Below are 23,430 nucleotides of genomic sequence, written 5' to 3'. Positions count from 1 at the left end.
ATAAAGCAATAGGCAAACAAGGCGACGGAGATAAAAACTTACACTTTTTAGCATAAAAAGCCCTAAACCAGCTTTTATCATTGCGAAAAACAAAAAAAGCGCCATAAGGCGCTTTTTAAAGTGACACCATCTCGCATAAAAAAGTATTCACTCTCTTATGCGTAATGGTATAAAGCTATCGCATCAATTAAGTATGACGTGGTGCTTTTTCAGTACGACGAGCTGGACGCTGTTGTTGGCTAACAACTGCTTCATCTGAAGTAGTGATTGAAAGAGGTTGACGACGAACGCGTACTCCTTTCAACTGGTTAAACAAGTCAGTTGGGATACCTTTAGGTAACTGAACAAAACTATGTTTGTCATGTAAATTAATAGCACCGATGTAGCTACTATCAAGCGATATTTCATTAGCGATAGCGCCAACAATATCACCTGGACGAGCGCCATGTTCTTTACCGACTTCTAGGCGGTAAGTTTGCCAATCAACATCACTGCGATTAACTTTAGCTTTACGTGGTTTTTCATCACGGTTACTACGGTTCTCACCACCACGTGAATCACGACCAGCACTACGGCTATCATTACCACGGCTATTGCGATCATTACCACGGCTATTACGGTCGTTACCACGGTCATTGCGATCAGTACGTTCACGTGCATCACGACGAGGCTTAGGATCTTCTTTTGGTTGAAGTGGTTGCTTCATTTGCTTTTGGAAAAGCAATGCAGCAGCAAGATCAATCATAGAAACTTCAGATTCAGCAGCCATGCCTTCAACAATTTCACGCATGCTTGAGATATCTTTATCAGCAACAATTTTTGCTACTTCAACACGAGTACGCTCAATACGTATTTTACCAATATCTTGGATATTTGGTAAATCGTAATTAAGAACAGTACCATTCGTTAAACGCTCATAATGACGAATTGAGTACATTTCACGTGGACGTACAAAAGCAATTGACATACCTTCACGACCAGCGCGACCAGTACGACCAATACGGTGAACATATGCTTCGTTATCGCCCGGTAAGTCATAGTTAATTACCAAAGAGATACGAGGAATATCCAAACCACGAGCAACAACGTCTGTAGCAACTAGGATAGATGATTTACCAGATTTCATTTGGTCAATACAACGTTCACGTTGTGCTTGGTTCAAATCACCATTTAGTGCTAATGCAGGGTAACCGGCACGTTCTAATTTTTCAGCAATATCAACAGTATCGTTACGAGTACGAACAAAGATAATCATTGCATCGTATTCAACTACTTCAGCAATACGCTCTAACGCAGTCATTTTAGTGATGCCACTAACTTTCCATGCGTACTGAGTAATGTTAGCTTTTGCTTTTTTAACAGCAGCAACTTTAATGTGCTCAGGATCTTTTAAGAAACGGTTAGCAATTTTACGAATCGCTGGTGGCATGGTCGCAGAGAACAAACACATTTGTGCAGTTTTTGGTATATGATCCAAAATCCACTGGATGTCTTCTAAAAAGCCCATGTTTAACATTTCATCTGCTTCATCAAGCACACAAACACGTAATTCATCTAATTTAAGGCTTTTGCGACGTAAGTGGTCCATTAAACGACCAGGAGTACCAACAACAACTTGTGCGCCACGCTCTAGTTGTTGAAATTGTGGTCCATAAGATTGGCCACCGTATAATGTAGCAACACGTAAACCTTTCATGTCTTTACCGAAAGATTCGATTGCTTCAGCAACTTGCATTGCTAATTCACGAGTCGGTGCTAAAACCATTAATTGTGGTTTTTTAATTGAAGTATCAATTTTTGCTAATGCAGGTAAACCAAAGGCAGCAGTTTTACCTGTACCTGTTTGAGCTTCACCTAACACATCTTTACCAGCAAGTAATGGTGGTATAGTTAGTGCTTGAATATCGGTAGCAGAAGTAAAGCCAATAGAAAGAACGGCAGATAATAAGTTTTCAGGTAAGCCTAAAGAGGCAAAAGCTACAGCTTCAGGTTCTGTTACAGTTTCAGTTTTTTGATCAGTCATAAATAATTTTCATCTTCGCAAGGCAGGCGCATTACTTGAGCATAATTACTTGGGCGTAATTATAAAAATCAATCACAAAGCTGCCGCCAAATTAACGGGTGTTAATTAGCTGCACTTAATAGCATTTGATTTAAATTGCTAAGTCTTAACCTGCGTAAAATATATACGAGGAAACCACCAGGAAGACTTAAGGCGCATAGCGTTCTATTGACGCTATATTTCTTGCTAATTCTAGGGGCGAATTAGCTGGGAAGTCTATTGGGCGGTAAAACCCCACTCATCTCAATATACTTATACATCCATTAAACTATTGCTAGTTAGTATAAGTAAGTCGCTTATTGGACTAACTTTGGCTGAAATTCATTCAACCTGTTATCGAGGCGCGCATTATACAGAGATATTGCTATTTGACAAGAACTTTATTAAATAACGTCTTGATAAAGGTTGGAGTACTTCAGTTGATGTGAGTTGAATAGGAATTTTCTTAATGCTTCCTTCCCCTCTTGTAAATCTTTAAATTTAGCTGCAACAATATTTTTATCACGTCTGACTAAGTCTAGCTCAAGCTTCAGCGGTTCTTCACCTGCTAAACTCATTTCAAACGAATACTGCTGTAGATCAATATAATTGTTACCTGAGTTAGGTACTTTTAACGTTAACCCTGTGGCCGAAAGTGACAAAATTTCAATTTTTTGATCATGAAAAATATCAATAACGGCTACATTTTTAGGCGTTTTTATTCGCCAGCTACGCTCGTGCCCTCTTATATCAATAACTTCAGGAGTGCCTAATTTAGGTGAGAAATCACCTTGCTCATTTATTGATAGAGAGATAGGGAACCATAATTGGTAATGACCAATTTCTGCTAATAGCGTTAATTGACTACCCACTAAAACTTGTCTTAAATTCTGAGGCACACCTGATTTCACACCAAGCTTGTGATGTGAGTCACTAGTCATACAATCTGTTGATTTTTCAGCAAAGATATTGTTGAAAAATTCCAATTCTTCCGTCGAAAATTCCACTTGAATTCCATGCGACTTGTTGTTTTGTTTTACTATTATAAACAAAAGCACTAACAAGAGCAATTTTCGAACTATTTGCGCCTACTTATCAACCATAACTAAAGATTATAATATTACTCTTCAGAGCCATTAAGTATATCGGAAAAATTCTCTAACTTATCAAGCGCCAGGCCATGAATAGATTTACGCGGATAACGACCGGTCTTACTGATAATGCCAGCATCCACATTCATCAATAACTCCAGTGCTTGATCAATACTTTCAACGGCATGTATTGAAAACTCTCCGCGAGCTACAGCATTAATCACTTCATCATTAAGCATTAAGTTAATGACGTTAGTTTTCGGAATAATAACTCCTTGTGTTCCTGTTAAACCTTTATCTTGGCATAACTGAAAGAAGCCTTCTATTTTCTCATTTACACCGCCAATTGATTGCACTTCACCGTGTTGGTTAATGGAACCAGTTATCGCAAGACTTTGATCTATTGGTAATAAAGTAATAGCAGAAATAAGAGCACAGAGTTCAGCCATAGAAGCACTGTCACCGTCTATATGTCCGTAAGATTGTTCTATGGCAATGTTGGCAGAAATACTTACAGGGAATGTTTGTCCATACTTGTGGCCCAAATAACCCGTTAACAGTAAAACACCTTTGGAGTGAATAGACTTACCTAAGTCAACCTCTCGTTCAATATCTGTAACGCCTTCACTACCGGCATAAACGGTTGCCGTTATACGTGCAGGAGTACCAAAAACACTATCTCCTATCTCAAGTACCGTTAAGCCATTCACTTTACCGATAAAGCCACCTTCGGTATTAATCAGTACTTGTTGCTCTTTAATTTCACTGAGCCATGTTTCGCTCAACCGACCGATACGACGTTTTTTAGCGGCTTGTGCTAAAGCAATATGTTGAGCCTTTAATGGGCCTTCGCTACCCTGCTTTTGCCAACAGTAATTTGCTTCGTCGAGTAAATCATTCACCTGTACAATATTTGCTGACACTTTATATTTATGTTCGCCTCGTCTAAGGGCATAACGAACTAGTTCTAAAACTGCATCATCACTCACTTCAGGATAATTATGTTTATCAGCACGTTGTCTGATTAATTGTCCAAACGCAATTAAATTACTATCCGTTTTATCAAGATGGCGGTCAAAGTCGGCTAAGACTCTAAATAACTCAGTAAACTCTTGGTCGTAATCTTGTAAGGTGTAATAAATTTCTGCATCACCAAGTAGTACTACTTTAACTTGCAGCGGGATTTTTTCTGGCTGTAAGCTATATCCGCTAGGTGGGCTATATTCTGAATAAGGATTTTCAATGGTGATCTGTTGAGTTTTTAACGCTAACTTCAAGCGTGACCACACCATAGGTTGGCTTAACACTTTATCAGCATCTAATAGTAAGTAACCACCATTAGCTTTGTGCAATGCGCCTGGTCTGATCAAGCGGTAACTGGTATAGCTACTCCCTTGAAAACTAGCAAAGTCGACATGACCAAATAAGTTTTGATAAGTCGGGTTTTGTTCATAAACTACCGGTGCCCCTTGTGTGTTATCTCTTGGTACCAGTAGGTTTGGTAAAAATCGTTCAACCATTAATTTACGTAATTCTTTATCTGTAGGGGTATCATCAGACTCGGTTACTAAAATCTCTAAAACGGCATCGACTACGTGGCTTTTCACTTTGCCTAAATAGCTTAGTACGCCTTCGTTATTACTAAACTCTTTTTCTAATTCAGTTATATAAGGTTTGATAGCACTCTCGGCGGTATCACTTTTAAGTTTTCGTAACTGGTCAAAAGAAAGCCGCTTCCATAAGGGTAACTCTAATAGTTGCTCAGACAGCACGTTTTCTAATTCATTTAATGATTTATAAAAATTAGCTCTATCTGTTTCATTTAGATTAGAAAATTCTTTATCACTTAATGGCTTGCCTTCAACTAAAGGTGAAAAACCTACTTCGCCATTTTCTTCATACAGAACCACATTCTCTTTTAGAGCAAGCTCTTCAACCACTGAAATAGCTTGATCGTATTTTTGATTAAACTCTCGATCAATGGCTGATTTTTGTCTTTGGTAGCCCGGATTATCAAAAACCTCTGGAAATAAACTCAGTAAGCCATCAATAAATTTATTCATGCTTACTAATAATTTTTTACCATCAGCAGGCTTAACCGACAACGTTAACGGAATATGACTTTCGTCAAAGTTATTGGTATAACACCATTCATCTGGTGCCGTTTTCGCACTAGCGAGCGAAGTTAACATTTGTTTAATTAATGTTTGCCTCCCTGTGCCATGTTCCCCCATAGCAAAAACATTAAAGCCAATAGCAGACATAGATAAGCCAAATTCTAAAGCCTCTTTTGCTCTTTCATGACCGACAAATCCCTGTGCGTCAAATTCATTGCCTTTATTGACTGGTTTTATCCCATCGGAAAATAATGAAGCTGACAAAGAAGAAGTGAGGTCATCAATACCCAGACGGGTTTGATCTGCAAGGCAAGTAGGCATTTTAGTCATATAAATCCTTTAAAGAGCGTTATGAGTCACGCTCCTAATAATGAAAGAATCGAACTTAGCATATCGAAATTAACATTTCTAAATATGCGCATCGAAATTTTGGCGCTAGTGTACTTGCTAACATTTATGCTAACAAGTAATTGTAAAGTTAAGGTTTGAGAGGGAGGCGAACAAACTCTTTTGAACCACAATGAACACAGTCACTAATTTCACTAAAATGCATAATTGTTGTTTTTTCATCACATTGTTCACATTGCAGCTCACCAAAACCAATGAAATCACCACTTTTGTATAAACCGTCATGATTAAAGTCATCAACAAGCTCGGCCCATTCTACTTGGGATTTATCGGTTAATTGAGCGAGGTTATCCCATAATGTTTCATTTAATAAACCTAAATAGACCGAATTTTTGGCTTGTGCTCGATTTAATTGATAAAAGTCATGTAAATCATACTTTAAGTTATCGGTAAATTGTTGCAGTTTTTCTTCTGACATTGTTTCAGCAGCACCCGCATATAACTTAGCCTGCTTGATAAACTCGTCAATATGTGGCTTTTGCTCAACTTTTATCTCGACCAACCAGTCGTTCAGCTTTTGATAAATATCGGCAAAGTAATCATTTTGTTGTGACATTAGTATTCTCCCTTAAGAGTATTACTTTAACTATAGGTTCAAGTATAGGAAAAGTTATAGTTTACGCTTAATTATGCTTGTTGTTACCCAGTTATATAAGGTATTCTACAGCGATAATCTAACATCGATTTGACCGCAGTTTATGCAATTTTATGTCGCATAGCAGGCAATTCGGTAACATCTTAAAAGCATTAGAGAAAGTCTTAATGGAAGCCATTTATAATCCCCAAGCGATTGAAGCAACAGTACAAAAATTTTGGACTGATAACAACACTTTTCAAGCTATTGAAAACCCAGACAAAGAAAAATTTTACTGCTTAGCTATGTTCCCTTACCCAAGTGGTCGATTGCACATGGGTCATGTACGTAATTACAGCTTAGGTGATGTTATTTCTCGCTACCAACGTATGCAAGGCAAAAATGTCATGCAACCAATGGGTTGGGATGCTTTTGGTTTACCCGCTGAAAATGCTGCGATTAAAAACAAAACAGCGCCAGGGAAATGGACCTATGAAAATATTGACTACATGCGTAATCAATTACAATCACTAGGTTTTGGTTATGACTGGGGCCGTGAGTTAGCTACCTGTAAACCTGATTACTATCGCTGGGAACAGTGGTTCTTTACCCAGCTTTTCGAAAAAGGTTTAGTGTATAAGAAAAATGCCACGGTAAACTGGGATCCAGTCGATCAAACTGTACTTGCAAACGAACAAGTGATTGACGGTAGAGGCTGGCGTTCAGGTGCTCTAGTTGAGCGTAAACAAATTCCACAATGGTTTATTAAAATCACTGATTACGCCGAAGAATTACTTGATGATTTAGATCAATTAACCGAATGGCCTGAGCAAGTAAAAACCATGCAACGTAATTGGATTGGTCGCTCTCAAGGTGTTGAGATGACTTTTGCCGTTGCTGACTCGACTGAAAGCTTTGATATTTACACCACTCGACCTGATACGTTAATGGGTGTTACTTATGTTGCGCTTGCCGCTCAGCATCCTTTAGCAGTAGCTGCCGCCGTGGATAATGCAGATTTAGCTGCTTTTATTGATGAATGTAAAAACAGTAAAACCACTGAAGCTGATATGGCTGCAATGGAAAAGAAAGGTGTTGATACCGGTCTTAAAGCCATTCACCCGCTTACCGGTAAATTAGTGCCCGTTTGGGCCGCTAACTTTGTGCTAATGGATTATGGCTCAGGTGCTGTAATGTCTGTACCAGGACATGATCAACGCGATTATGAATTTGCGCTTAAATATGGTTTGGCTATTGAGCAAGTTATTGCTGGGCAAGAGGCTGATGATATTAACAAGGCTGCTATCACTGAAAAATCTACCTTAATCAATTCTGGTGAATTTGATGGCTTAGATTTTGAAGAAGCGTTTAAAGCCATCAGCGACAAGTTAATCAGCGAAAACAAAGGTAAAACGACGACTAACTACCGCTTACGTGATTGGGGTGTTTCTCGTCAACGTTATTGGGGTACGCCAATTCCAATGATTAACCTTGCCAATGGTGAGTCAGTACCCGTACCGACAAATGAATTACCGGTAGTATTGCCAGAAGATGTGGTAATGAATGGCACCACTTCACCGATTAAAGCAGATCCAGAATGGGCAAAAACCCTTTATAACGGTGAAGAAGCCCTTCGTGAAACCGATACCTTTGATACCTTCATGGAGTCTTCTTGGTATTACGCACGTTATTGTTCACCAAATGACGACACCCAAATGATTGATCCTGCCAAAGCAAACTACTGGTTGCCAGTAGATCAATATATTGGTGGTATCGAACATGCAATCCTACATTTATTATACTCTCGCTTCTTCCATAAGTTATTGCGAGATGTCGGTTTAGTTAAATGTGACGAACCGTTTAAAAAGCTTTTATGTCAAGGCATGGTGTTAGCTGAAACCTACTATCGTGAAGCTGACAACGGCGCACAAGAGTGGATTGCACCAACGGATGTTGAAGTTGAGCGTGACGAAAAAGGTCAAATAACTTCATCCATTAGTAAAATTGACGGCCAACCTGTGTTATCTGCAGGTATGAGCAAAATGTCTAAATCGAAAAACAACGGTATTGACCCACAAGAAGTTATCGAGAAATACGGTGCTGATACGGTACGTTTATTTATCATGTTCACTTCACCACCAGAGCAAACCTTAGAATGGTCTGATGCCGGTGTTGAAGGCGCACATCGTTTTGTGAAACGTGTTTATAAATTAGCGCATGAATTTGTTGAAAGTACCAATAACTCTGCCGTGGTCGATATTGCTGAGTTAACATTAAACGCTGATCATAAAAAGCTGCGTCGTGAGTTACATAAGACCATTGCGAAAGTGACCGACGATATAGGTCGTCGCAATACTTTCAATACCGCCATTGCTGCCATTATGGAGTTAATGAATCATTTGGGCAAAGCTAAAGTAAACAGTGATGAAGATAAAGCGGTAATGCAAGAAGCTGTTCGCGCAGTGGTATTAATGTTAACGCCAATTACCCCACATCTATGTCACCATTTATGGCAATTAGTTGGCGGTAGTGATGAGAATGTTGAAGATGCTAGCTGGCCTGTCGTCGACAATAGTGCTTTAGTTGAAGATGAAAAACTTATCATTGTACAAGTTAACGGCAAGGTACGTGCAAAAATAACTGTTGCCGCCGATGCGAGTAAAGAAGATGTTGAGGCACTTGGCTTAAATGATGAAAGCGTTTTGAAATTTACTGATGGTAACACCATACGCAAAGTTATTTATATTCCAGGTAAATTACTTAATATTGTCGCCAACTAACGTATGCAGCAACTAACAGGTTATAGATAAATGTATAAATTAAGCCTTGTCATTAAAAGCTTAATTATCGCATTGTTGACCACAAGCTTATTGTCCGCTTGTGGTTTTCAACTACGTGGTGATTACTTGCTCGATGATGACTTACAAACGCTTTATGTTAGCTCAAGTGATATTCATGGAGAGTTAACGCGCCTAGTTAAACTCAATTTAACACGCAACCAAGTTAACGTATTAAAGCATTCAAAAGCTGACGTTCCTGAATTGCGTATTCTTTCTGATAAATTAGATAGACGAACGTTATCGTTATTTTCTAATGGTCAAGTAGCAGAGTATGAACTGATCTATTCAGTGCATTATCAGGTCCGTTTTACTGGTGAAGATGCGAGAGATTTTCGCTTTGAACTTTATCGCGATTATCAAGATGATCCTAATATCGCTCTAGCAAAAAGCCGAGAGTTATCTTTATTGTTAAGTGAAATGAGAACATCGGCTGCCGATAAAATATTACGTGATTTGGCAAGAATTCAACGCTAGTTAAAGTCATTAAATTTTGATTAGTTTTACAACTCACTGTAAAAAATTTATAGCAAGTTATTATAGATAACAAAGGCCTTCATGAAAATTTACCATAACCAACTAGACAATACGCTACGACAGGGTTTTAAACCTGTGTGGTTGGTTTTTGGTGATGAGCCATGGCAAAAAGATAACAGCTTAGCTGCTATTAAAAATAATGCTAAAAGCCAAGGATTTAGTGAGATCATTCGTTTTAGTAGTGATACTGCTTTTGATTGGCAGCAGTTGCTTGATGAATATCAATCACTAAGCCTTTTTGCCAGCCAACGTATCATTGAAGTAGAGTTAACAACGGTAAAAGTTGGCGATGCAGGAAACAAGGCTTTACTCGCTTTGGCTGAGCGCTTAACGCAAGACATTAATAGCGGTCATGTTCCACAGGATGTTATTTTTATATTCCATGGCGCAAAACTTGATGCAGCTAGTGCAAATAGAAAATGGTTTAAAAGTCTAACCCAATTAGGCTGTTATTTACCCTTGTATGATATCGAGCTAAAGCTCATGCCTCAATGGTTGAATAATCAAGCCAGACAGTTGAAACTTAACATCTCTCCCGAATTAAACGCGCTACTTATTGAACTGTTTGAAGGTAATTTACTTGCCCTTGCCCAAGAGCTAGATAAACTGGTGTTACTCTTTGGTTCACAAACAATTAGTGTTGAACAAGCAGAGCAGTTAATCATTAAACAAGCGAAGTTTAATCCTTTTCAGGTCATCGAAGTTTTATTGCGTGGTGATTGTGCTAAATGTATCACTATGCTCGATCAACTGCAGCAAGAAGGCATGGCGCCCGCGCAACTGATTTGGGTGTTCCATAAAGAGATAAACCAGTTATACGCCATGTTAAATCAGTTAGCCCAAGGTGAAAGTATTGCTAATATTTATAAACAATACCGTATATGGGATAAACGTAAACCTTTGTACCAACATGCCTTAACTCACATCAAACTTGATAACGTAAAGCGAGCCATGATGCGTATTGCTGATATAGACTTATTAAGTAAAACCAGCAGCGAGTTTAATATTTTTATTCTATTAGCTGATTTGTGCATCACCTTGTATCACGGTGAAAAAACAGCAGCCTTTAGTCTTAATTATGGCTAATGCCACAATATAAAATGCAGATATAGCTAAAGAGATGATGACGAATCGAAAAATGGCTAATAAAAGTAAAGAAAACAATTCAGACAAACTTGGCCTAGATAAAGGTATTGGCATTTTAGGTGGAACCTTTGATCCTATTCACTTAGCCCATACTCGATCAGCTCAAGCCGTTGCCAATGAGCTCGATTTACAAAAAGTACTATTAATACCGGCACACATTCCACCCCATAAAATCTCACCTGACTTAGTCCCCCACGCAAGTGCCGAGCAACGTGCAGCTATGGTTGAGATTGTTTGTGAAGATAGTACATTATTTACCTGTGACCAACGAGAATTAAAGCGTTCGGGACACTCTTACACGGTAGATACGCTCAATGAACTGAAACAGCAATATCCTAATCAGCCTTTATATTTTATTATTGGCATGGATTCTCTGATGTCATTTACTCATTGGCATCGATATCAAGAAATTTTGTCCTTATGTCATCTGGTCGTTAATACTCGACCAAATTATCCTGTTGAACGATTAAATGATGAAACAAAGGCATTACTGAATAATCATCAAACAACTGACATGACTGAATTAATGCAACATGAATCAGGTAAGATATATTTTGTCCATAAATGTTTTTTTGATATTTCATCAACACATATTCGTCAAGAATTGGTGCAAAAACAAAGTTGTAATCATCAATTACTCCCTTCAATTTCAGAATTTATTAACAAAAATAATCTTTACCGTTAACCCTGCGCGCAAAAAGTGTTAATATCGCACTATTATTTATAGTCGCTCGATAAAGAGCACATCAAAAGTTACGATTAACGATAGGAATAACACCTTGCAAACTGAACAACTTAAAGCATTTGTCATAGAAAAACTTGAAGACATGAAAGGCAGAGATATCATCGCTCTTAATATTAGCGACAAAGCAAGCTTTGCTGATTACATGATTATTTGTTCAGGTAATTCAAACCGTCATGTAAAATCTATTGCCCAATCAGTTGCTATGGAGTGTCGTGCTCAAGGTACTGAACCACGTGGCATGGAAGGTAACGATGTTGGTGAATGGGCATTAGTCGACTTAGCCGATATCATCGTTCATGTAATGACTGACGAACAACGTGATAAGTATAACCTTGAGCAGCTTTGGGCTGAATAAGTTACTTGTTAACATTGTTTAATAATAAAACGAGTGTAGTGCGGTGTAAATCTAAATAGACGATTACTCTTCTATAGCCCCTGCTCTCGTTATTTTATCAAAATTTCGATCTAGTCAACTTCAACCTAGTTACTTAAATCGACTTATTTCAATCGGCTAAGTAGCTCAAAAACCTTTCATGATAATAAACCTAATAGTCCACATAGATTTATGAAACTCACTTTATATGCCGTTGGTAGTAAAATGCCTGCATGGGTTAGCCAAGGGTTTGCAGAATACAGCCGTCGTTTCCCTCGCGATTTAAGTTTTAACTTAGTTGAAATTCCTGCAGGAAAACGTGGTAAAAATGCTGACATCAGCCGTATACTCGCTAAAGAAGGTGAGTTATTACTTGCTGCAATTCCTAAGGGAAATCGTATAGTTACCCTTGAAGTTGAAGGGCAATCCTGGACAACACCAAAACTTGCCAAACAGCTTGAACAGTGGCAACTTGATGGCAGAGATGTCGCATTACTTGTAGGTGGACCCGAAGGTTTAGCGCCCGCTTGTATTAAAGCTTCAGAGCAAAAGTGGTCATTATCAGCACTTACGCTACCTCATCCAATGGTTCGAATACTCATAGCTGAGAGCTTGTATCGTGCTTGGAGCGTAAACACTAACCACCCTTATCATAGAGAATAGCTTTTGTTAATGACTACCTTAGCCATACTTTTAGTAAATATTTTTAATAGAGTGCGCTAATGTCTCCACGTCGCATTGTTATTCGAAATCAATCCGCTGAAGCAAATTTATTTGCTCGACGTACCTTCATCGCTTTTGCTGGCGTTGTGCTGGTCATATTAGTGCTTTTTGGCAATGTATTTAACTTACAAGTTGAATCTTTCGAAAAATATCAAACACGCTCCAACTCTAATCGAATTAAGTTACTGCCTGTTGCGCCAAATCGCGGTTTAATTTATGACAGAAATGGTGTCTTACTCGCCGACAATAAACCGGTATATAGTTTAGAAGTCATCGCTGAAGATGTTGATGATATTAAAGCCAGCATTGAGCAAGTCAGTCTGTTACTCAGTATTAGTCCGGAAAGACAAGCTAAATTTTTCAAATCCATGAAAAGTAAACGTCGTTTTAAACCGGTAGAATTACACTCGCGTTTAAGTGATCAACAAGTTGCATTATTTTCAGTTAATCAGCATAAGTTCCCTGGTGTTTTTGTAAGCGCTCGCTTAAAGCGCTATTACCCTTTTTCCGACTTAACCACGCATAACCTAGGTTATGTTGCTCGCATAAACAGAAAAGATGCTAATAAATTAGAACGAGAAGGTAAATCTGAAAATTATGCTGCGACTTATGGCATTGGTAGACTAGGCATCGAAAGATACTATGAAGATATGCTTCATGGCACCATTGGCCATCAAGAGGTTGAGATAAATAACCAAGGCAGAATAATTCGTACCCTCAATTATACTCCGCCAGTGCCAGGTAAAGACCTCACACTAACCTTAGATATTGAATTACAAATGATTGCTAAACGTGCTTTATCAGGTAAGCGCGGCGCAATTGTAGCAATGGATCCTCGTACAGGTGGAATTTTAGCCATGTATTCCAACCCAAGCTACGACGGTAACTTATTTGTGCACGGTATCAGTAGTAAAAATTATAAAAAATTACTTGAATCAAAAGATTTACCTCTAATAAATAGAAGTGTGCAAGGCTATCCTCCAGCCTCTACCGTTAAACCTTTTCTCGCGTTAACAGGTTTAGAAGAAAATGTTGTTACGCCAACTACCGAAATTTACGATCCTGGTTGGTATCAACTAGATGGCTTGCCTAATAAATACCGAGATTGGAAGCCTTGGGGACATGGCATGGTTAACTTAACCAAGGCTATAGAGCAGTCCTGTAATATCTATTTTTATGATTTGGCCTTTAAATTAGGCATCACTAAAATCAGTAATATGATGGAAAGGTTTGGCTTTGGTGACTATACCGGCATCGATATCCACGAAGAAAGTAAAGCTATAATGCCGAGCGTTGCTTGGAAGCGTGAACGATACAATAAGTCTTGGTACACAGGCGAAACGCTTTCTGTTGGTATTGGCCAGAGTTACTGGACGGTTACACCACTACAATTAACCCAAGCGCTAACCACCTTGGTAAATCATGGTGAGCGCAAGGTGCCACATTTATTAAAAGCCAATAGTGAATTGATCATTGAGAGTAGTGGTAACGCTTATCACCAAATTACGCCAACAATCTATGAACCACGTGCGCCATTAAAGCTTAAAGATGATAAAAATTGGGATGTTGTGTTACATGCTATGCATAATACCGTACAAAAATTTGGTGCTACCGCATATAAGCCATTTAAAGGGTCTACCTATGATGCATCAGGTAAAACCGGTTCAGCGCAGGTTGCACGCATAAAACAAAATGAAAAATATGATGCAAAAACCACTTCGGAAAATAAACGCGATAACGCTATGTTTATAGCTTTTGCACCTTTTGATAAACCTGAAATTGTTATTGCCGTTGCCATTGAAAATGTAGCTAAAGGTGGTGGTGGAACCAATGCAGGGCCTGTAGCAAGGCAAGTGATGGATCAGTATTTCGGTGATAGAGTCATTACCAGCCAAACACATAAAGCTAAAGCAAAAGTAAATTCAGCCACAGCAACCAAACATCAAGAGGCTGACTGATGCGCAGTAGCGGACAAGACCAACAAAAAATCCACACCCTTTGGCAACGACTTCATATCGATGTTCCTCTATTAATAGGTCTATTAACATTATTGGCTTTAGGGCTGTTTCTTGTGTACAGCGCAGGTGGTCAAGATATAGCCGTTGTTTATCGAAAGGCTAGAAGCATTGGTGTTGCCCTGCTAGGAATGTTTATTGTGGCGCAAATACCACCATTAGTGTATCGAAAATGGGCAGTACCGGTATTTGTATTAGGTTTATTAATGCTGGTAAGTGTATTGCTGTTTGGTCATGTTGGTAAAGGTGCTCAACGCTGGCTTGATTTAGGTTTTATAAAATTTCAGCCTTCTGAGATCATGAAACTCATAGTGCCTATTATGATTGCTTGGTTTGTTAGCCAAGATAACTTACCTGTAAAAATATCCACGGTAGTACTTGCTTTTATCCTAGTGCTACTACCCACTTTACTTATTGCCAAACAGCCTGATTTAGGGACCTCTCTGCTTATTGCCAGTTCAGGTATTTTTGTTATTTTTCTTGCTGGAGCAAGTTGGAAACTGATTTCTGCTTGTGTTGGTTTGGCCTCTGCATTCGTTCCTATTTTATGGATGTTTTTGATGAAGCCTTATCAAAAACAACGCGTACTTACTTTTTTAAACCCTGAGCAAGACCCCCTTGGTTCGGGTTACCATATAATTCAGTCTAAAATAGCTATTGGCTCTGGAGGTATTGAAGGTAAGGGTTGGTTGCAAGGTACACAATCACAATTAGAATTTTTACCTGAACGCCATACCGATTTTATCTTCTCAGTATTTAGTGAAGAATTTGGTTTGATTGGTGTTGCTGCCTTACTTGCCGTGTATTTATTTGTGGTAATGCGCGGCTTGTGGATCGCGGTCAATGCTCAGCATGCCTTCACAAAATTACTCGCTGGTAGCCTTACCCTAACCTTTTTTGTTTATGTTTTTGTTAACATTGGTATGGTGTCTGGATTATTACCTGTGGTTGGCGTACCGCTCCCCTTAGTTAGTTATGGTGGAACTTCAATGGTGACATTAATGTTAGGTTTTGGCATATTAATGGCTATTAGTACGCATCGACGCTTCCATGTTTAGATTAAAATAAACGGGTCTATTCAACTGAAGCCTTACTCTTTATTGTGAAACTTATAAAAGTTATGAACGTTATGAACCAAGCTATTAAACACCTGTATTTTATTGTGCTGATTTCTTTATTAAGTGCTTGTAGCTCTGATCGTTATCAACAAAAACATGACAGCACACCGACACGTATACCAAGCCAAGCGGAGCTAAAAGATGCCCTTGCCCGCGCAGAGCCACATAGCCGCGGTGGTAATAAAGACTATCGTGTTTTTGGCAAACCTTATAAGGTATTAGCAAGTGCACAAGGTTTTGAACAAACAGGTACGGCCTCTTGGTACGGCAAAAAATTTCATGGTCATCTCACTTCTAATGGTGAAATTTATGATATGTATACCATGAGCGCCGCTCATAAGAACTTGCCTTTACCGACCTATTTAAAAGTCACCAATACCGCGAATAATAAATCAGTTATTGTACGCGTCAATGATCGCGGTCCTTTTCATCAATCACGAATTATTGATTTATCCTATAGTGCTGCTTACAAACTTGATATGTTAAAAACGGGTACTGCACAAGTAAAAATCACCGCAATAACTGATTTTGATAAAAAAACAGGCAAGGTTATAGTTCCAGCAATAAAACCAGCGTCCTCTGTAGTTAGTTCGGTAACCCCTGCCCTTGTTAAATCAGCGATTCCAAAACAAAGTGCTCTCCAAAAAGAGACTACTATGGGTATTACTACCCCCTATATTCAAGTATTGGCAACTAGCAAAAAAGAGCTTGCTATGAACACAGCTAAAAAACTAGAAATTCAGTATAAACAACAGACCAGTTACCCTGAACATCAAGGGCTTTACCGCATTCAAATCGGTCCTATTGGAGATATTGCAACATTGAATGCCTTATTGCTGTCATTAAAAGAAAATGGCTACCCTAATGCTTACCCGCGAACCTCTCCAAAATAAACATCAAGCACAAATATCCAATAGAGAAGGCAATAGCGTCGATTAACACCAAATATTATAAACGTTGTTACATTTTTAACGTGTTTTCTGCGAAATTATGCACAATATCTATTTTTTGCCCATAGCCAAGTTTTTTAGAAGTGGTATACTTTCGTCCAGTTGATTTTCCTTAATTTCCCCACATACGACTAACACTATGACTAAAAAAATAAAATTCTCTGGCAAATATTCTACCAATAAAGTATTTGCCTTTTTTACTGGCGCTCTATTTAGCACAGCAATTGTACTTATACCGGCCGCACACGCTATTACTATTATCCCCGATGCGCCACAAATCAATGCCAAGGGTTTTATCTTAATTGACTACACCACGGGTAAAATCATTGCTGAAGAAAATGCTGACACCCAGTTAGCTCCTGCAAGTTTAACCAAAATAATGACCAGTTATATTATTGGTAAAGAGCTTGAAAATGGCAATATTAAAAATACTGATAAAGTAATGATCAGTGAAAAGGCTTGGGCTAAAAAATTCCCTGACTCTTCCAAAATGTTCATTGAAGTAGGTACTGAAGTACCTGTTAGCCTATTAAATCAAGGGATTATTGTTGCCTCTGGTAATGATGCTTGTGTTGCAATGGCTGAGCATATAGCCGGTAGTGAAAGTGCTTTCGCTGATTTAATGAATGCACATGCTGAGCAATTAGGTATGTCTAGCAGCTTTTTTGAAAATAGCCATGGTTTAGACAGTACTTCACATATGACTACACCAAGAGATATGGCAACACTGGCTATCGCGCTTATTCGCGAAGTACCTGAAGAATATGCAATTTATAAACAGAAATCGTTCACATATAACAACATTAAGCAGTATAACCGTAATGGCTTGTTATGGGATAAAAGCTTAAATGTTGATGGCATGAAAACTGGTCACACTTCTAATGCGGGTTATAGCTTAGTTACCTCAGCAACAAAAGGTGACATGCGTTTGGTTACCGTAGTAATGGGCACTGCAAGTGAGCGAGCTCGAAAAGTAGAAAGTAAAAAATTGTTGAACTATGGCTTCCGATTTTTTGAAACTATTACACCTTATAAAGCAGGTGAAAAATTTATTGCTAATCGAGTTTGGATGGGTGACAAAGAGAATGTAGATTTAGGCATTATCTCTGATACGCCAATTACCATTCCTCGTGGCCAACGTAAAAACTTAAAAGCTAACTTTGAGTTAAACCAGCAGCTGACGGCACCACTAGCTAAAGGAACTGTTGTCGGAACATTATTTCTACAGCTAGATGATGAAGATATAGCTCAGTACCCATTAGTAACATTAGAAGAAGTTAACGAAGGTAGCTTATTTAGCCGTTTAGTAGATTATGTTAAGTTGCAGTTTGCTAACTAAAAAAAGCTAAAAACACATCAAAAAAAGCCTCTTTATTGAGGCTTTTTTATATTTTGTAATAAAGAGTTATAAACAAAATAATATCAGCCCTGAATTTTTAATGATAAAATGCCGCTATTACGTTTCAACCTAGCGCTAAAAGAAGTAAATAAAATGAATACCAAGTTTGACGAATTATTAGAATTTCCTACAGTATTGAACTTTAAAATCATGGGGGTTGCCTGTGACGAGTTGCCTGATTTGATCATAGCTGAACTACAAAAGCATACACCTGGTGATTACGTACCTAAAATAAAACCAAGTTCAAAAGGCACCTATCATTCTGTTTCTATTGCCGTAACAGTTACCAGCAAAGAGCATATTGAAACTATTTATAAAACATTAACCGCTATTGATCAGGTTCGATACGTTTTATAACCCCGTTTAATACCATTAATTTTTGAAAATCTAGATTGACGAGGTTTGCTGAATGCACTCAAATTCAACAATCGAAAAAAGTGTTAACAGCCTTGCTGATTCATTGGTCATCCGTCAGCTAAATACCATGGATTACAGCCAAGTTTGGCACGCCATGAAAGATTTTACCGATAATCGTGATGACACTACTGCCGATGAACTATGGTTAGTAGAGCATCCTGCCGTTTTTACCCAAGGGCAAGCAGGTAAAGCTGAACACTTATTAGTACCAGGTGATATTGAAGTGGTAAAAGTTGATCGAGGTGGTCAAGTAACTTATCACGGACCAGGTCAACTAGTGGTTTACGTTATGATTAACTTACGCCGTAAAAAAATTGGTGTAAGACAATTAGTAACTTTGATCGAAAACAGTATAGTGTCCGCTTTAACCGATTATGATATCGCCGCTTACGCTAAAGCTGACGCGCCAGGTGTTTATGTTGATGAGAAAAAAATTGCCTCATTAGGATTACGAGTTCGCAAAGGATGCTCTTTTCATGGTTTAGCTATGAATGTGAATATGGATTTATCACCATTTCTTCGTATTAACCCTTGTGGTTATGCTGGTCTAGAAATGGTACAAACTGCCGATTTACAAGGCCCGAAAGATACCGCTAGTGCAAGTACTGCGTTAGTGAAACATTTAATAAACTTGCTTAAAGCTAATAATGTTAGCCATCAAGTAGGCTTACCAAACGAGAATAATAAGTATCATGAGTAACGACTTAACATCAGAATCAAAAACAGCCAACCGTGCTGCTGGCGAAAAATTTCGCGATGCAGATAAATTAGCTCACATCCCTATTAAAGTTGTTAGTTCAACAAAAGCGACCATGTTACGTAAACCAAGTTGGTTACGTATCAAGTTACCAAAATCTAGTGAACGTATTGATAACATCAAAGCTAATTTACGAAAAAATGACCTTCATTCTGTTTGTGAAGAAGCATCATGCCCTAATTTATCTGAGTGTTTTAACCATGGTACTGCCACCTTTATGATTTTAGGTGATATTTGTACGCGTCGTTGCCCTTTCTGTGATGTTGGCCATGGTCGTCCACTGGCTCCAAAAAGTGATGAACCAAAAAAGTTAGCCAATAGCCTTAAAGATATGGGCTTAAAGTACGTCGTTATTACTTCAGTTGATAGAGATGATTTACGTGATGGTGGCGCACAGCAATTTGCAGATTGTGTGAAAGAAATTGGTGAACAAGCGCCAAATACTAAAGTCGAAATATTAGTACCTGACTTCCGTGGTCGTATGGACCGTGCGCTTGAAATACTGAATCAAAACCCTCCACACGTTTTCAACCATAATATGGAAACAGCACCACGTCTTTATACTAAAGTTCGTCCAGGCGCTAACTATCAATGGTCATTAGACTTACTTAAACGTTTTGGTGAAGCAAACCCAGACGTAACCACTAAATCTGGTTTGATGGTTGGTTTAGGTGAAACTAACGAAGAAATTTTAGAAGTAATGCAAGACTTACGCGATCATGGTGTAACTATGCTTACCGTTGGTCAGTACCTTCAACCAAGTAAAGATCACCTTGCCGTTGAGCGCTACGTTCACCCTGATGACTTTGCTATGTTTGAACGTGAAGCAAAGAAAATGGGCTATGAACACGCTGCTTGTGGTCCACTTGTTCGTTCGAGCTACCATGCTGACAAACAAGCTGCTGGTGAAGAAGTTAAGTAAGCTTTAACTTTTATAACCTAGCTAGAAAAGTACAAAAATCTGATCTATATAATTGAAAAGCCAGTAGCACTACTGGCTTTTTTAGTTCACAACTAAAAATCGTAAGCATTTTTACCTGAAAAATTCATTGATGTAAAACAATACAAACACAAATAACTTACCTTTGTAAACTTTACTCCCCACACAATTGTAAACATTAACATACAACAGTTTGATTACCTCCTATCAGCAAGATTAACACTTAGCGTTAGTTGTGCTTATTTGTTTGAGTAAATAATAACCTGTAAGTGTTTCCCTCCTTAATTTGAATAATATCGTTATACAATAATCACAACACCCACCATTGCTTTCATAGGTCTATATCCACACAGCCATCCTTATACGGACAGATGAAAGCTATCAAGCTTCAACTTAATTTGCACAAACAAGTATATCCAGCCCACTTTGTTTAGTTATTCACTATGCATTCATTTCTAAATTTAACATTTAACGTCACTGACACACAAAATACCGATCAGATCAGACCAGATGCTGTAATGAAAATTTCACACTCTATGCACTAACGTATCGCTGACTAAATAACCATTCAGTATGACTTAATAATAATTCACTACTATGAGTATTGCGCCGATGAAAGTTTTCATTTATGTTACACATTACTTGCGATAATAAATTCAAATAGAACAACTCATAAAAGATTAATGAGTAACAAAAAATGAATATTTATCACTTATAAAGCAAGCCTAATAAAAATACTTAAGGGTCTATAACATGAAAAAACGTTTTAACTACAGTACGCTAGCACTGTCTGTCTGCCTATCTTTAGGTAGCACAGTAACTTTTGCAGCGGAAAAGGACACTTCTGCTGGCGCAGAACATGCTGACATTGAACGTATAGTCAGTGTTGGTACACGTATATCTAACCGTACTGTTGCCGACAGCCCTTCTCCAATAGATATTATTTCATCAGAAGCAATTAAAAATTCAGGCGCAACCAGTACGCCTGATATGTTACGAAAGTTGGCACCTTCATTTAATATGAATAATACCACCACGTCTGATGGACAAGATTTAATGCGTCCCGCTACATTACGTAGCTTAGGGCCAGATCAAGTATTAGTATTAATCAACGGCAAGCGTCGTCATCAACAAGCAGTAGTTGCAGTACAAGAGAATGTTGGTCGCGGTAGTGCAGGTACAGATTTAAGCTCTATCCCTATGACAGCTATTTCACACATTGAAATTTTACGTGATGGTGCTGCAGCACAGTATGGCTCTGATGCTATTGCTGGTGTTATTAACATCGTACTAAAAGACGATTTAGGCGGTAGTGTTTGGGCACAATATGGCCAAACAAGTGAAGGCGATGGTGAATCAACTGAATTTGGTGGCAACTATGGCTTTGGCGTTGGTGATAAAGGCACATTAAACTTAACGTTTGAATATGCTGATAATGGAGAGATGAACCGAGCAACGCCAACCACATGGTTTGACGCAATTGACGAACCTCGCCAATTATTACTTGTTGGTGAAGCAGCTACAGAGATGACTAGCCTCTGGGCAAACTTTTCTTATGAATTAGGCGAAAGCAGTGAATTATACGCTTTTGGTGGTTTCACCACTAAAGAAGGTGAATCTTTAGGCTTTTATCGTCCTGCCGATGATAACCGCGTATGGAGTTCATTATACCCTGAAGGTGTAACACCTAAGCTTGGCTCAAAATCAGAAGATTATTCAGTCGCTGTTGGTTTTAAAACACAAGTTGCAGACTGGGATATAGATGCCAGTGTAGTAACGGGTGAAAATAGATTTGAATTTAGTAACTTAGAATCTTTAAACGCAAGTTATGGTCCAGATAGCCCAACATCAGCTTATGATGGCGCGCTAATTTATAGTCAAACCACTTTTAATCTTGATGCAGTAACCGCTGTAGACTTAGGATTTTTTGATGAAACCTCTTTAGCTTTTGGTGCTGAGTTTCGTATAGATGGTTTTGCTCAAGAAGCTGGTGACATGGTTACGTATGCACGTGGTGATACCCTTTGTGCAGAATCAGTAAATCCAACGGGCGACCCATTAATGACTGGTTGTATGGGTGGTGATATCACTACACCTGGTATGCAAGGTTTCCAAGGATATAGCCCTGCAATGGCAATAGATACCGACAGAAATAGTTTTGCGTTATATTTTGATACTGAAACAGCAGTTACTGAAGACTGGTTAGTTGCTGCAGCCGTTCGTTATGAAGACTATGATGACTTTGGTAGCACGGTTATTGGTAAGTTATCGACCCATTTAAGCTTAACAGAGAATCTTGCTATTCGAGCTTCAGCATCGACAGGTTACCGTGCACCAGGTATGCAACAAGCTAACTTCACTCAACGTTCAATTTCGTTAGATAATGGTGAACTTGCCGATTTAGTAACTTTACGTCCAAATGAAGAATTGGCTGAAGAATTAGGTTTTACTGACCTTAAAGAAGAAAATTCTACTAACTTCTCGGTTGGTGTTATTTACACTAATGGTAACTATTCATCGACTCTAGATGTTTATCAAATAGACATCGATGATCGTATTGTTTATTCAGGTAATATTTCTCGCGGAATTAACGATGAGATTGATGCTTTCTTCGATCGTCACTCTGGTCCTGGTGACTCGTTAGATGGCGTAAAAAATGCTTCAATATTTACCAACGCAATAGATAGTGAAACCTTTGGTCTTGATTGGGTAAACCAATATACGCAAGAACTGAGCAGTATGGATGTTGTCTATGAGCTTTCTTATCACCATAACAATACTGAAGTAAGTGCGATCAATACTTCTTCTTCTATTGTACCAAATGAAGTTGTTTTTGATAACGCACAAAGACTATTAGTAGAAAAAGCACAACCTCAAGACAGAGCCTCTTTATCAGCCATGTTTGATATGGACACCTGGTCGGTAACAGGTCGCATGACTTATTACGGTGAAGTAACTTCAGCTTCTTACGGTACGCCTGAAAATACTTGGGGTGCTAAAAGTTTATTTGACGTAACGGCTCAATGGGAAGTTACCGATAATATTAATATTAGCGGTGGTGTTCTTAACTTAACTGATGAATATCCTGATGAATGGGGCACAAATGGTTCTCCATTTACTGACCTTGGCTTCAAATATGGTTGGACTAGTTTCCCGTTCTCTCTTGCAGGACGTGAATATTACGTAAGAGCTTCATATAACTTCTAACGTTAATTAGTAAATCAAACAATAAGCCAGCTTTG

The 23,430-nt window shown here is 38.5% G+C and carries 18 protein-coding genes; 14 read left to right on the top strand and 4 right to left on the bottom strand.

Translation table 11 applies throughout. The annotated features are described in order from the left end of the window. Positions 1-187: 187 nt before the first annotated feature. The 4 genes from CPS_RS07655 to CPS_RS07640 form a co-directional block, all read right to left on the bottom strand. On the bottom strand, positions 188-2,023 hold the full coding sequence (locus CPS_RS07655) for a DEAD/DEAH box helicase (RefSeq protein WP_011042558.1): 1,836 nt from the start codon (positions 2,021-2,023) through the stop codon (positions 188-190). Between the two features lie 422 nt (positions 2,024-2,445). Beyond that, a complete protein-coding gene (locus CPS_RS07650; RefSeq protein WP_138140249.1) occupies positions 2,446-3,048 on the bottom strand; it encodes a hypothetical protein in 603 nt (200 codons plus the stop codon). Between the two features lie 113 nt (positions 3,049-3,161). Further along, positions 3,162-5,579, bottom strand: a complete 2,418-nt coding sequence (locus CPS_RS07645; protein WP_101153738.1) for a Lon protease family protein — start codon at positions 5,577-5,579, stop codon at positions 3,162-3,164. A 148-nt stretch (positions 5,580-5,727) separates the two neighbouring features. After that, positions 5,728-6,213 carry a zinc ribbon-containing protein gene (locus CPS_RS07640; RefSeq protein WP_011042555.1) on the bottom strand — a complete coding sequence of 162 codons (486 nt, stop codon included), beginning with the start codon at positions 6,211-6,213 and terminating at the stop codon, positions 5,728-5,730. Between the two features lie 206 nt (positions 6,214-6,419). On the opposite strand from CPS_RS07640, the gene leuS reads away from it, so the two are divergent. From leuS to CPS_RS07570, 14 genes are all read left to right on the top strand, one after another. After that, the gene (gene leuS / locus CPS_RS07635) at positions 6,420-9,011 is read left to right on the top strand and encodes a leucine--tRNA ligase (RefSeq protein ID WP_011042554.1); all 2,592 of its coding nucleotides are present in this window, start codon (positions 6,420-6,422) and stop codon (positions 9,009-9,011) included. A gap of 30 nt (positions 9,012-9,041) precedes the next feature. Next, positions 9,042-9,545: an LPS assembly lipoprotein LptE gene (gene lptE, locus CPS_RS07630; protein ID WP_011042553.1), complete on the top strand. Its 504-nt coding sequence runs from the start codon at positions 9,042-9,044 to the stop codon at positions 9,543-9,545. An 81-nt stretch (positions 9,546-9,626) separates the two neighbouring features. After that, positions 9,627-10,691, top strand: a complete 1,065-nt coding sequence (holA, locus tag CPS_RS07625) for a DNA polymerase III subunit delta (RefSeq protein WP_011042552.1) — start codon at positions 9,627-9,629, stop codon at positions 10,689-10,691. 52 nt (positions 10,692-10,743) lie between these two features. Beyond that, entirely contained in the window at positions 10,744-11,436 is a 693-nt protein-coding gene (gene nadD / locus CPS_RS07620) for a nicotinate-nucleotide adenylyltransferase (protein WP_011042550.1), read from the top strand. A gap of 94 nt (positions 11,437-11,530) precedes the next feature. Beyond that, on the top strand, positions 11,531-11,851 hold the full coding sequence (rsfS, locus tag CPS_RS07615; protein ID WP_011042549.1) for a ribosome silencing factor: 321 nt from the start codon (positions 11,531-11,533) through the stop codon (positions 11,849-11,851). Between the two features lie 210 nt (positions 11,852-12,061). Then, positions 12,062-12,532 carry a 23S rRNA (pseudouridine(1915)-N(3))-methyltransferase RlmH gene (rlmH, locus tag CPS_RS07610; protein WP_011042548.1) on the top strand — a complete coding sequence of 157 codons (471 nt, stop codon included), beginning with the start codon at positions 12,062-12,064 and terminating at the stop codon, positions 12,530-12,532. Positions 12,533-12,591: 59 nt separating this feature from the next. Continuing rightward, a complete protein-coding gene (gene mrdA / locus CPS_RS07605) occupies positions 12,592-14,550 on the top strand; it encodes a penicillin-binding protein 2 (RefSeq protein WP_011042547.1) in 1,959 nt (652 codons plus the stop codon). Further along, positions 14,550-15,665 carry a rod shape-determining protein RodA gene (gene rodA / locus CPS_RS07600; protein ID WP_011042546.1) on the top strand — a complete coding sequence of 372 codons (1,116 nt, stop codon included), beginning with the start codon at positions 14,550-14,552 and terminating at the stop codon, positions 15,663-15,665. Before mrdA ends, rodA begins: the two co-directional genes overlap by 1 nt. Positions 15,666-15,736: 71 nt before the next feature. Beyond that, positions 15,737-16,618, top strand: coding sequence for a septal ring lytic transglycosylase RlpA family protein (locus CPS_RS07595; RefSeq protein WP_011042545.1), 882 nt, complete (start codon positions 15,737-15,739; stop codon positions 16,616-16,618). A gap of 196 nt (positions 16,619-16,814) precedes the next feature. Further along, positions 16,815-18,014 (top strand): serine hydrolase, encoded by a 1,200-nt coding sequence (locus CPS_RS07590; protein ID WP_011042544.1) that lies wholly within the window; start codon positions 16,815-16,817, stop codon positions 18,012-18,014. 153 nt (positions 18,015-18,167) lie between these two features. Next, complete coding sequence (ybeD, locus tag CPS_RS07585) at positions 18,168-18,431, top strand: DUF493 family protein YbeD (protein ID WP_011042543.1); 264 nt, start codon at positions 18,168-18,170, stop codon at positions 18,429-18,431. A 52-nt stretch (positions 18,432-18,483) separates the two neighbouring features. Continuing rightward, complete coding sequence (gene lipB / locus CPS_RS07580) at positions 18,484-19,191, top strand: lipoyl(octanoyl) transferase LipB (protein WP_011042542.1); 708 nt, start codon at positions 18,484-18,486, stop codon at positions 19,189-19,191. Continuing rightward, on the top strand, positions 19,184-20,170 hold the full coding sequence (gene lipA, locus CPS_RS07575; RefSeq protein WP_011042541.1) for a lipoyl synthase: 987 nt from the start codon (positions 19,184-19,186) through the stop codon (positions 20,168-20,170). Before lipB ends, lipA begins: the two co-directional genes overlap by 8 nt. A 771-nt stretch (positions 20,171-20,941) precedes the next feature. Continuing rightward, positions 20,942-23,395, top strand: a complete 2,454-nt coding sequence (locus CPS_RS07570) for a TonB-dependent receptor plug domain-containing protein (RefSeq protein WP_011042540.1) — start codon at positions 20,942-20,944, stop codon at positions 23,393-23,395. Positions 23,396-23,430: the final 35 nt, after the last annotated feature.

Source organism: Colwellia psychrerythraea 34H (assembly GCF_000012325.1).
Taxonomy (GTDB): Bacteria; Pseudomonadota; Gammaproteobacteria; order Enterobacterales; family Alteromonadaceae; genus Colwellia; species Colwellia psychrerythraea_A.
This window is presented reverse-complemented; position numbering and strand designations above follow the sequence as displayed.

Bases quoted from the DNA above. Each gene is read 5' to 3' on its own strand.
- CPS_RS07645 (WP_101153738.1), bottom strand. From the start codon at position 5,579: ATGACTAAAATGCCTACTTGCCTTGCAGATCAAACCCGTCTGGGTATT.
- mrdA (WP_011042547.1), top strand. From the start codon at position 12,592: ATGTCTCCACGTCGCATTGTTATTCGAAATCAATCCGCTGAAGCAAAT.
- lipA (WP_011042541.1), top strand. From the start codon at position 19,184: ATGAGTAACGACTTAACATCAGAATCAAAAACAGCCAACCGTGCTGCT.
- CPS_RS07595 (WP_011042545.1), top strand. From the start codon at position 15,737: ATGAACCAAGCTATTAAACACCTGTATTTTATTGTGCTGATTTCTTTA.
- CPS_RS07590 (WP_011042544.1), top strand. From the start codon at position 16,815: ATGACTAAAAAAATAAAATTCTCTGGCAAATATTCTACCAATAAAGTA.
- nadD (WP_011042550.1), top strand. From the start codon at position 10,744: ATGGCTAATAAAAGTAAAGAAAACAATTCAGACAAACTTGGCCTAGAT.
- CPS_RS07570 (WP_011042540.1), top strand. From the start codon at position 20,942: ATGAAAAAACGTTTTAACTACAGTACGCTAGCACTGTCTGTCTGCCTA.
- ybeD (WP_011042543.1), top strand. From the start codon at position 18,168: ATGAATACCAAGTTTGACGAATTATTAGAATTTCCTACAGTATTGAAC.
- leuS (WP_011042554.1), top strand. From the start codon at position 6,420: ATGGAAGCCATTTATAATCCCCAAGCGATTGAAGCAACAGTACAAAAA.
- CPS_RS07655 (WP_011042558.1), bottom strand. From the start codon at position 2,023: ATGACTGATCAAAAAACTGAAACTGTAACAGAACCTGAAGCTGTAGCT.
- rodA (WP_011042546.1), top strand. From the start codon at position 14,550: ATGCGCAGTAGCGGACAAGACCAACAAAAAATCCACACCCTTTGGCAA.
- holA (WP_011042552.1), top strand. From the start codon at position 9,627: ATGAAAATTTACCATAACCAACTAGACAATACGCTACGACAGGGTTTT.
- lptE (WP_011042553.1), top strand. From the start codon at position 9,042: ATGTATAAATTAAGCCTTGTCATTAAAAGCTTAATTATCGCATTGTTG.
- lipB (WP_011042542.1), top strand. From the start codon at position 18,484: ATGCACTCAAATTCAACAATCGAAAAAAGTGTTAACAGCCTTGCTGAT.
- CPS_RS07640 (WP_011042555.1), bottom strand. From the start codon at position 6,213: ATGTCACAACAAAATGATTACTTTGCCGATATTTATCAAAAGCTGAAC.
- rlmH (WP_011042548.1), top strand. From the start codon at position 12,062: ATGAAACTCACTTTATATGCCGTTGGTAGTAAAATGCCTGCATGGGTT.